We start from the raw sequence: 10,942 nt of genomic DNA on the forward strand, positions 1-10,942 counted from the left end.
AGCGAGGTACCAAATACCCATGATACTCAAGGAATGATAGAAACGGCAAGGTCCTAGTAATTTGTCTTTTCAACACTAAATAGCGAAGAGCCAAAAATATACTCCTGGACTTCTAGTTGAGGATACCAATGGTCATCTTCATGTTGCAAGCGCCACCGTTTATAAATACCTAACAAAGCCTTAAAACTATAAAAATACCAATTTGTTATGATATAAGTTGTCCACCTAAGGCGAATTTAGGTGGACAGCTTTCATAGGGAGGCAAATCGTCTATGGGTATAATTCATTTAAAGAACGTACAGGTTGAATACAATGGTTTTAACACCATACATGCTCTTCAGGATGTTTCTTTATCCATCGAAAAAGGCGAATGGATTACCATTTTGGGCCCATCTGGATCAGGGAAAACAACCCTGTTAAATGTTATTGGAGGAATGGAACGTTCTTCTTCCGGCGAGGTGGAAGTAGTCGGTATCCAGCTAGATAAGCTTTCTGATGATAGTCTTCAGGATTTTCGCCGAGAGAAAATCGGCTATATATTTCAGCATTATCGGCTCTTCGACCAATTCACCGTTCTTGAGAATGTAATGCTCCCTCAATGGCCTTATATGTCGAAAAAGGAAAATGAAGAAAGAGCTACTGCAATGTTGTCAAAGTTGCATATGTCCCACCGACTCTACCATTTGCCTGGAGAGTTGTCGGGAGGAGAAAAACAGCGTACCGCAATTGCAAGAGCGATGGTACATTCTCCAGAAATATTACTATGCGATGAGCCAACAGGAAATTTAGATCGGGAGAATAGAGATAATGTTTTATCTTGTTTAGAAGGCCTACATCAAGAGGGTATGACTATCTTAATTGTAACTCATGATGAGGAGATAGCGAAATATGGCGACCGAGTTCTATTTTTGCGGGACGGAATTTTGAAAGAGAGGGTTGAAGCATGAAGAGCTTAATATTCCGCCAATTTCGTCATCATAAAGGGGCTTCCTTATTATACATACTCGCTTTTATTCTTATTTTTATTTTGACCCCCTTTGCGATGGCTTTTATGGAAAACTCGCAAAAACAAGTGGAGTCCGATATTACCTTTTATGGGCGTGGTAGCTATGATTTACTTGTTCGCCCTCTCGGAATTGAGAGGCAAATAGAAGAAAAAAAAGGAATCGTTCCAGAAAATTACCTCGGCTTTGGTAACGGTGGCATTTCAATCAGTCAGTGGAAAGAGATTCAGGAGCGCTCTGATATTGAGATTGCCGCTCCAGTTGCTTCCCTTGGTTATTTTACTGGAATCCAGTCAAATATCGGATTCCCAATGCCTGAAACATCCACAAGATATGTAGCCCAATATGAAACGACTGACGGAATCAATCATTATCCCATCAGTGAAAAGTATGTCTGCGCAATGCTAGAGACGGCCGGCACTCTCCCTCCAGCATATAAGAGACTTTATCCAAAGTTTGAGATTATATATTCTGAAAGTCTTTCAAATCTATGTACTGGACAAGCTATCCAATTTCCGCTGCCAGTCACCTATCATTTGCTAGTCGGAATTGATCCAGTCGAAGAAGAGAAGCTAACTGGAATCGTCTTTGACGGGATTGACGAAGAGAATCCGAAAACTGGATATGGAGCAATGAACCAGTCCGCCTATCCCAATTCTACACTCATACCGGTACTGGATTCCAAAGCCGCAACAGTATCAATTAATCTTAATATATCCATGGATCAATTAGATATAGGCCCTGAAGATACAAAAAATTACCGGGATGAACTCGAACTATTAGATGAATATAATCCAAATGATGTCAACTATGTAACTTTCGAGGATTTATGGAACAGGAGTGAAGATGCCTATAATGATTTTCTTTCCGAAATCAAACAATTACCGCCCGTTCATTCAAAAGAACTTACCATCGACATGGGGCCAATGCTAAATCCTTTTAATCAGGATAAGGCGATTATGTTAAATGAAGAGGGTGAGATGAGCGAATTAAATGCGGGAAATGGCTATGTTCAACGAATGGAATTCAATTATACATCGCAATATTATCGGGCTGGTCAACCTCAGTATGTACAGAAAAACGGAAAACTAGCGATCAAGAAACTCGGTGAGGAAAATGGAGTACCCCTCTATAGGGAAGTAGAAAAAGTCGGGATGACTTTAACAGAATCCCTTGAACACAATAAACCAGTTTGGATAATCGACCCAGTTGGTGAGTTCGACCCAGGAAAACGAAAGGATAGTCTAGCATCTAGCCCTCTTGGAATTTATCAACATGCACCCGTTACATACGAGGACAAAGACGGAAAAGTTAAGACTATGCACGCGACTACTCTTCCAGGGAGCTTTGTCACACCTGCCACATCAGGTGTAACAAACATTCGTTCAGCAGCATTAATCAAAGGGGATAAACCCATTGATGCAATTCGTGTAAAAGTAGCCGGAATTAACGGCTATACTAAAAAGGCAGCTGAAAAAATTGAAAGGATAGCAAGTGAGCTAGAGGAAATGGGTCTTCATGTCTCTATTGTTGCTGGTGCATCTCCGCAGAGCTTGGATGTTGACGTAGAAGGACTTGGTATCGTAACCGAGTCTTGGACGACACTCGGCGCATCTGGCGCCCTAGTATCCCAATGGGATTTAACCAACATGATTCTTAGCATTGCTTTTTTCTTTGTGGCTGCCACTTATGTAATTAATCGAGTACAATTTTGGCAGGTGTCAAAAGAAAATGAACTTAGAACCCTTAGTTTTCTTGGTTGGAATCGAAGATATATTTTGAAACTGTTGAGAATGGAGATCCTATTTTTAACAGCTATTGCGTGGGCTATTTCATTAGCAGGAATGATCGCATTTCAAGTGTTACAGGATGCCCCTAGTTCAATTTATGTTTGGCATACGGGATTAACAATCACTACTTTCCTATTTTTATCGGTCTTCGTGGGAAAGAACCGCAATCTCAGAAAATCATATAGAAAAAGCCCAAAAATCGGAAAAGGGCTGCTCCTAAAAAATTTAAAGTTTTATAGTAGGTATATACGTTCTCCATTTATTCAGCTTATTTTTGTAAGTGGATTATCTACCTATGTGTATTTATCGCTAACTGAAACTGTTCAACAAACGAGTGTGACAATACTAGGTGAATATGTGAATATACAATCGAGTAGCTGGCATATTCTTCTGATTTTGAGCGCATATATACTTGCTATATTTACCCTTGGTGAAGGGTTTGCTTCCTTATTTACTGCAAGACAACAAGAGATTGGCATCTTTCGATCAATAGGTTGGAAGACCCGACATATACTATTCTTTTACTTGCGAGAAATTACTTTATGGTCAGGGTGTTCCATTTTAATTGGCAACGCATTATGCATCATTTTATTCTCTTCACTATTCGGCATGAATGTTTCAATGTGGACGGTCAGCTTTGTGTCAGCTACAGGCTTCTTTTTAGTAGTTGTCCTTTTTGCAGTAATCAATCTTGTTTTCTTCTTAAAGAAAGATTTATCGTCTACTCTGCACTTAAGAAGAAAAAGTCCTTTAAAAAAAGCTGCATAGAGGTTCCATTAGCTTTATGAAGTAAACAGTATCTTGATTATCGATTCATAATTTGATTATTCTTCTACTAAATTTGTAGAAGGATTGACCCTTAGGAAATAACTGTAGGAAAGCGTTTGGATAGCCCAAACGCTTTCTTTATGCTTTATAAAGCCAACAATAAAATCGCTTCCGTCCCCCACTTATTCTCTTCTTCAACAAAAAGCTTCCAACATTTTATATTCCTATCTCCTGCATTTTTGCCATGACTTTTTTCATCCGGTCATCAATATCTGAGCCATCGAATTTCTTAAACCGCATTTCACTCACGATTTTTCCGTCGCGCATAAACATAATACGCTCAGTCCTGGCTGCAATCTTTGCGTCGTGAGTTACAAGCATAAACGCAGTACCTTCTGCATTAATTTCAGAAATGATATCCATAATTTCCTGTGCGGATTTTGAGTTAAGTGCCCCAGTCGGCTCGTCACCGAAAATAACCTTAGGATTGCTAATAAGAGCACGACATATTCCTGCACGCTGGAGCTGTCCCCCTGATACCTGGGTAATATCACGCTTTTCCAGTTCTGCAATACCAACCCTTTCCATAAGTGCCCTTGCTTTTTTGGTAATCTTCGTAGCACTTTTTCTGTTATCCCGCATGGAAGGGAGAATGATGTTATCGAGAATATTCAGGTTTTTAAGCAAAGTCGGCTGCTGAAAAACAAAACCCATTTTTGTTCTGCGTATGTCGGCGAGCTCCTTTTCACTAAAGGTTGATAGATCCTTGCCTTCAAAAAAAACCTTGCCGCTGTCAATGACGTCCATTCCACTCACTGCATACATAAGTGTCGATTTCCCTGAGCCCGAAGGTCCCATAATTGAAACGAATTCTCCCTCGTTTATTTCAACAGACACTCCGTCAAGAACCTTGCGTTTTTCATTGCCCTCTCCGAAGGATTTTTCTATATTTTCACAGATAATCATCTTCTTCATGGTCTACTCCTTTATATTTTCGGATATTTTTATTTTTCCCGCACTCGATGTGCCGATTATAGTTGCGATTAGAACTGAGCCTATCATCATCAATGGACATAATAGATACGCATTAAGTGGATGAACAGTAAAATTAAATGATGACGCTCCAAATGATGAGATAACGGCGCCTGCAAGTGCCTCTCCGAGAGTATTAGCTAGAAACGTGCCGAGAATAATTCCGATAATGAGAACGAATACCGCTCTTGACATATACTGCGCCATAATATCCGAGTTTGTAAAACCGAGCGATTTCATTACTGAAATGGGGTATCTGTCCTTTGCGATAAGCATTTTCATAAACAACAGTGTAACCAGGATCGTAATCATCAGTGCAATGATAATTGCTGCAAAAGAGGCCTTATTGACAGAGCTAATTGTTGAGCCAAATGTCTGTGTAATATATTCATCAATACCCGAAATCTTTGCAAAACCGAACTTGTCACCATATTCCGAAATCTTTTCTCCGACAAGAGATTTATCCGGAAGCTCCGCGTAAATAATGGACCACATAATATCCGCCGAATCGTCGTGGAAAACAGCCTTTGCGGTTTTACCACCGTTCGTAATGTCTGAATAAATCCCGCTTACCGTGAGATTGTTCTCCTTCCCTTCAATCGCCAGTGTAAGATCATCACCGACCTTTTTTCCCAGCTCATCGGCGTTAAGAGCAGAAAGTGCGATTTCATCTTCTGCTACGGGGGCTCTGCCTATGGAATATTCAACTGGGAATATCGAATGGTTGCCAAGTTCAATTTTTATTTCTTCCTCCGAACCGTTCTCCGTCTTTGCTGTAAATGTTTTGGTCGTAAGGAGAGCATGTTTAGATATAGAGCTGTCGCGCTCCAACGTCCTGACAATTTCTGCTGATTTTTTAGAAATATTGTCGGTCTGCTGAATGTCTATGCGGATATCACTACTTCCTATCCCCATATATGTGATGAAGCTTTTTGAGGAAATCGTGTTGTACAGGTTCTGTGGAACGATAATAATAAATGTCGAGATTACTAGAACAGCAAGCATTGTAGTGTAAAGACTTTTCCTTGCAAAAACATCTTTTACACCTAGAAAAATATTTGTGTTAAGCAGCCTGTTACTGCTTAGGAAAAAATGTTTTGCGCCTGCGGATTTTTCCTGTAAAGCGCCAAAGCGAATTGCTTCCGCAGCCGATATTTTTCGAAAGCGTTTCAACACCCTGCTTACATAAGCAATAACTGCAAGGAATACAAGCAACATACCGATTATTCCGAAAAATAAAGCGATAGAAGAATGTTCACCTTCCCCCATATAAAGCCGTATATTCTCAAGTAGCATGCCTCTAAACATAAATGAGAGTGCAAATCCGAGAGTACTACCAACTGCTGCAATTGCTGCGTATTTTGCAAGATAAAGCTTTTTTATGTCGGAAACACGTAGCCCTATGGCTTTCATAACACCTATTTCACGGTAGTCATCTTCGATTTTCGCAAGGAGCGTAAATCGTATGCACATAAATGCGATTGCAACGACAAGCGCACCTACTAGAAGTATGACTGCAATCATCAGCCCATCGGAAATGGCATTAAGCATTTTGAATAGCGGGTATGTAATGGTTGGTCCGTTTGCTTCAAGTTCTGCGGAAGTGTAAGCAGTTTCGAATGTACCAATTTCAGACAAGTCCTTTAATCTGAACTCAATTAGATATTCCGTGCTTCCGAAATCCTTAATTGCTGCATAATCATTTTCGCTCACAAGGAACCTCTTCGACGAAGCAAGCAACGAATTCATCTGTGAATCGCGGAGAAATCCTGCAACGGTAAATTTCTTTCCGTTTACCACAACCTTGTCACCGATTTTTGCAGTTCCATCCTTCATATAACCTACCGGCACATATATCTCCCCATCTGAAACATTTATAACGTTTCCGTCAAGATCAAGGAGATAATCAAATTTTTCGCCCTGGGTGCTGAAGCCGTTGTCCTGGACATTGCCCGCAAGCGACTTTCCGTCAATTACAATTTGCGCACCATCCACATTGAGAAATTCAAGCACCTGATATTCATCGACATTGCTGTTCTTTTCCGCGAAATCTGCAAGCCGTGCCGTATCGATTGCACCCGAATGCATCTGCATAAAATGCGGAGTTTTCGCCTGCTTCATAAGTGTATCAATTGCACCCGATAGGTTTACGACAAGTATCGCCGAGAGAGAAACAAGCATAGCCGCAGCAGCGACAAATATCATTGTTGTCAGTGTTATCAGTTTGCTTTTTGAAATATCATTACGGATTATTCTGTAATACATAGGTCACCTCTGTTTTCAAGCTTTTTAATAGATTTCAAGTTATGCCATCAAACATCCTCATCATATACATAAGACTGCCACTTTCCACTCCAAGTAGCCTTTCCACGTTGAAAATAAGCGCCTGTATACGTGAAGCAAGCTCTTCATTCGTCAAATTAACGATATCGTCATCAAAAACAATATTTGTATATGCCACAATCATTTCCATGCATTCATACGGATACGGTGTACTGAATAGTCCTTGATCAATGCCCTCGCGAATGATTCCCGTTAGTATCGGTGGGACACCATTGATGATGACCTTTTGTATTTTCTGATGCATAAGTGCGTTCTGTGGCTTATGAATATGCTCCATAATTTCCTTGCCGTTTTCACCACTTATGTTCAGTGACATGACAACCCGGATAATACGTTCATTTACGGGTATGCTCTTGTCTGCAGCAATTTCCTGTGCCGCTCCTAGAAGGTGGACAGCATGTCGCTCAATCAATGCGTCCATAATATCCTCCTTCGACTTGAAGTGATGATACAGTGTTCCACGTGCAATTCCAACCTTCGTGAGAATATCGTTTGTACTTGTGCCATCAAAGCCTTTCTGACCAAAAAGTTCATCGGCTGCATCAAGTATTTCGTTCCTGCGCTCCTCAGCTTTTTTTGAAACTCTCATTTTTTCAACTCCTCAAAATAGACCGACTGTCTGTCGGTTTCATAATTGCATATTAACATGCAATTTTTGAATGGTCAAGAGAGAATGTGTGAATATATCGCTACACCAAATTAAGTTAAGTAAAAAATACCTGCAAAACATAATGCATTAAAATAATGTTTGATCAATTTGATGCTAATACCTTGATAAACGAACAAAGAAAAAAGCATGTTTCGAAAAAATATTCGAAACATGCTTAATAGAACTCAGGCTATATTAAGCCCAGTTTCACCCATTTAACTTCTTAAATAATCAATGACATCATCAATGTCGCGGTCCTTCTCGCCCTGACCGCCCGATTTGAAATAAATAATGTCATTTGGGATTAAAAATGAATCGAAAAATCTTTTCATTTCATCTACATTTGAAAAATGATAAACATTATCCGGATTGATTCCGGCCTCGATAGCAGGCTTTGCAAAGTCTTTTGCAACGGAACCTTTCGTAATTAGAACATCAAATCCTAAATTACCGAGCAGATGTCCTGCCTTTTCGTATTCCTCATTAGCATATTTTCCCAGTGCTGCCATTCTTCCTAGAACAGCAATTTTTCTTTGATTGGGCGAGGCTATACTGCTTAAAGTTTCTAAGCCCTTTCTTAAGGAAGCAGGATTTGACTTCCAAGTATCATCCACCACTGTAATTTGGTTTCGTCCTTCAAATATTTCAAAATGGGATCTCATGTGATGAAACGAGGATAATCTTTTTAAAGCATAGTGAAGATCTATTCCTAAGATTGCAGCGGCTGCCAAGGAGGTAACTGCATTATATACATTATGTTCTCCAAGACCTGGTATATATCCCTTAAATTCACTTTGCTTATATTTAATCCAAAAAGTCATTCCTGATGAATATTGTTGACACTTCTTAATCTTAAAATCAGCATCCTTACGTTTGCCGAATGTAATAATTGTTCCCTTAAACTTTGAAGTATCAAGAGAGCGAAGACTTGGGTCGTCTATATTAAGAATGAGAGTCCCCTCATTATTCATACCTTCCATTATTTTTGCCTTTTCTGATAAATAGTCATCAAATGAGCGAAATCTATCCGTATGATCTACATCAATCATAGTTATAATCCCAATAGTCGGGTAAAAATATTTACATGCCTCCGTCATATGCCCCATATTAGCTACAGCTGTTTCAAACACAGCCACATCTGTATTTTCGTCAATCCCCATTAAATAAGGGAGATGGTAATAACCGCCATTTTTACTGGATTGGGTTGCCTGGACGTTGTATTTTTCTTCCAAAATGTGTTTTAGCATTTCTTTTGTAGTAGACTTTCCACAAGTACCTGTAATGGCCACTACAGGGATGTTAAATAAATGCCTGTAATACGAGGTGAATGTAAAGAAGCTTTCTTCGAGATCCTTTACCATAATAATTTGCTCGGGTTTCAATTTATTCATATTAGCAAATGGTTTTTCAGTAACGATAAATACATCCTTATAATTCTTTATCCTATCAACGGGAACCTTTCTGTCGTGCCAATGAAAATATAACGTATGATTTTTAATTTCGCTTCTGTCTTTCGTGACCATCTTAATTTTTTTGCCTTTTTGCTTTTCATTAGGTTGAAGGTTCAACGCAGTTAAAATGTTCTCCAATAATAATGTCTTCAAAATCTCCCTCCTAAATTGCTTTTTTAAAAAGGGATATTCATAATACTGTGCTATTTGTTGCAAAGCTTACCTCCTCTAATTGGCTATATTGACGGACTAATTCGGATAATTCCCTATTTTATGGAATTTCATAATTATAGATTAAGCTCTTTCTTTAATATAAGAATTAGGAGAAGGACGTTTTTGAGGTATAGGAGGCAACTCATTCACAGAAATCACTTCATTCGTCTTTTTTATTGGTTTTTCCCAATATTGCTCATTATTTGGTAAGTCGTCAAACCAAGATGCCGTCGGTGGACAGTCCAGAATCATGAACTTGCCATAATCGCCATCACGTGACTGGTGATATTTCAAATAGGCCTTTCCATTCTCAATTGCAAGAATTTCAATTTTGCCGGAAGTATGACTCATAACTAATTTGACTCGTTTACCGAGGCCGGAGGTTTTGGCCTTCGCTTCCTCAACGATACGGTATACTTGTTCCAAAGGCAGGACAAACGAAGCGTTTCCTGCTACTGGCCGATTCACAAAAAAATAATAAGGAGTAACTCCTGCCCAAGATAATTTATCTAACAATTCACCTAAAACAGTCGGATCGTCGTTTATTCCCTTCACTACTGGAGTCTGATTCACAACGGTTACTCCTGCTTCTTGCAGAGCTTCAATTGCTTTAAGTGCCTGAGATGTCATTTCTCGTGGATGATTAATATGGGCCATGACATATATTTTTTTGTTCACAGTGGAGTGCTCTTTCAATAAAGCCAAAAGATCTTCATCTTCATAAATCCGCATCGGATTAAATACAGGTATTTTAGAGCCAATCCTGATTATTTGCACATGTTCAATATCACGTAAATTTTCAAGAAGCCATCGCAATTTTGGGGTGCCTAGTATCAGAGGATCCCCCCCAGTAAGAAGAACATTATTAATTTCTGGGGTTTTTCTGATGTATTCAAGCCCCTCGGTTACATCAGACATCGCTTCTTTTACATCTGAACGAAACAACCGCTTACGAAAACAATATCTGCAGTAGGCCCCACAAACTTCTGAAACCAAAAGTAGAGCAGTGGTAGAGTATTTATGCTGGCAGCCTTTTACAGCATAGTTTGTATCCTCATCAGATGCGTCCCATCTGCCGTATTCCAACAATTCCTCAGAGGACGGAATCACCAACTTACGCAGCGGGTCTTCTGGATCAGACCAGTCAATAAGATTTAAATAATATTCGTTTATTCGAAAAACAAACTTCTCCGTAACGGTTTCAAGTACTCTTTTTTCCTCCTCACTCAATTCTTCTATTTTACTTATATTTGTTATATATTTAGGATTTTTCATTCAAAAACCTCCAGGATGTAATTAAACTCCATCTTATTCTTTCATCTTTAGTCCAGCCAGACTGGATTGCCTCGAGACCCCACATTCCCCCTAACCTATATCGGGATCAGTGTTTTTTTGCATATATAAATATTTGGCATATAATAGAGGATTAACGAAAGCCTGATGAAACGTCTCTTGATCGTAGGCTTTCATGAGGGAGACTTTTGCTGATTTAGAATTCGGCTCAATAAACCATATCTCTCCAGCTTGATCAATCCCGAAATCGATTCCTATTTCTCCAAATGTCCCATACACCTTTTCCAAGGATTCATAAATGGTAATAGAGTAGGCGCATGAAAAATTCATGCGCCTCTCGCAGATCCGTACGTGCGGGTCGTCGCATACGGCTCCTCCATGTTATTCCCCTTGGGTATG

General features: G+C 39.5%; 8 protein-coding genes. 2 read left to right on the plus strand and 6 right to left on the minus strand.

The genetic code is table 11. The features are described from left to right. Positions 1 to 272: 272 nt before the first annotated feature. Together J2S07_RS21020 and J2S07_RS21025 are read left to right on the plus strand one after the other, a co-directional pair. Positions 273 to 947 (plus strand): ABC transporter ATP-binding protein, encoded by a 675-nt coding sequence (locus J2S07_RS21020; protein WP_307152347.1) that lies wholly within the window; start codon positions 273 to 275, stop codon positions 945 to 947. After that, positions 944 to 3,562, plus strand: a complete 2,619-nt coding sequence (locus tag J2S07_RS21025) for an ABC transporter permease (protein ID WP_307152348.1) — start codon at positions 944 to 946, stop codon at positions 3,560 to 3,562. Before J2S07_RS21020 ends, J2S07_RS21025 begins: the two co-directional genes overlap by 4 nt. Positions 3,563 to 3,778: 216 nt before the next feature. On the opposite strand, the gene J2S07_RS21030 is transcribed toward J2S07_RS21025, so the two are convergent. From J2S07_RS21030 to J2S07_RS21055, 6 genes are all read right to left on the minus strand, one after another. Beyond that, a complete protein-coding gene (locus J2S07_RS21030; protein WP_307152349.1) occupies positions 3,779 to 4,537 on the minus strand; it encodes an ABC transporter ATP-binding protein in 759 nt (252 codons plus the stop codon). A 3-nt stretch (positions 4,538 to 4,540) separates the two neighbouring features. After that, the gene (locus tag J2S07_RS21035; RefSeq protein ID WP_307152350.1) at positions 4,541 to 6,859 is read right to left on the minus strand and encodes an ABC transporter permease; all 2,319 of its coding nucleotides are present in this window, start codon (positions 6,857 to 6,859) and stop codon (positions 4,541 to 4,543) included. A 34-nt stretch (positions 6,860 to 6,893) separates the two neighbouring features. Beyond that, the gene (locus J2S07_RS21040) at positions 6,894 to 7,526 is read right to left on the minus strand and encodes a TetR/AcrR family transcriptional regulator (protein WP_307152351.1); all 633 of its coding nucleotides are present in this window, start codon (positions 7,524 to 7,526) and stop codon (positions 6,894 to 6,896) included. 275 nt (positions 7,527 to 7,801) lie between these two features. Beyond that, complete coding sequence (locus tag J2S07_RS21045) at positions 7,802 to 9,190, minus strand: UDP-N-acetylmuramoyl-tripeptide--D-alanyl-D-alanine ligase (protein ID WP_307152352.1); 1,389 nt, start codon at positions 9,188 to 9,190, stop codon at positions 7,802 to 7,804. 141 nt (positions 9,191 to 9,331) lie between these two features. Then, positions 9,332 to 10,525 (minus strand): KamA family radical SAM protein, encoded by a 1,194-nt coding sequence (locus J2S07_RS21050; RefSeq protein WP_307152353.1) that lies wholly within the window; start codon positions 10,523 to 10,525, stop codon positions 9,332 to 9,334. Between the two features lie 90 nt (positions 10,526 to 10,615). Continuing rightward, positions 10,616 to 10,873, minus strand: a complete 258-nt coding sequence (locus J2S07_RS21055; RefSeq protein ID WP_307152355.1) for a YheC/YheD family protein — start codon at positions 10,871 to 10,873, stop codon at positions 10,616 to 10,618. Positions 10,874 to 10,942 lie beyond the last annotated feature (69 nt).

Origin of the sequence: Anoxybacillus andreesenii (assembly GCF_030813005.1) — a bacterium.
GTDB classification, from domain to species: domain Bacteria; phylum Bacillota; class Bacilli; order Bacillales; family Cytobacillaceae; genus Robertmurraya; species Robertmurraya andreesenii.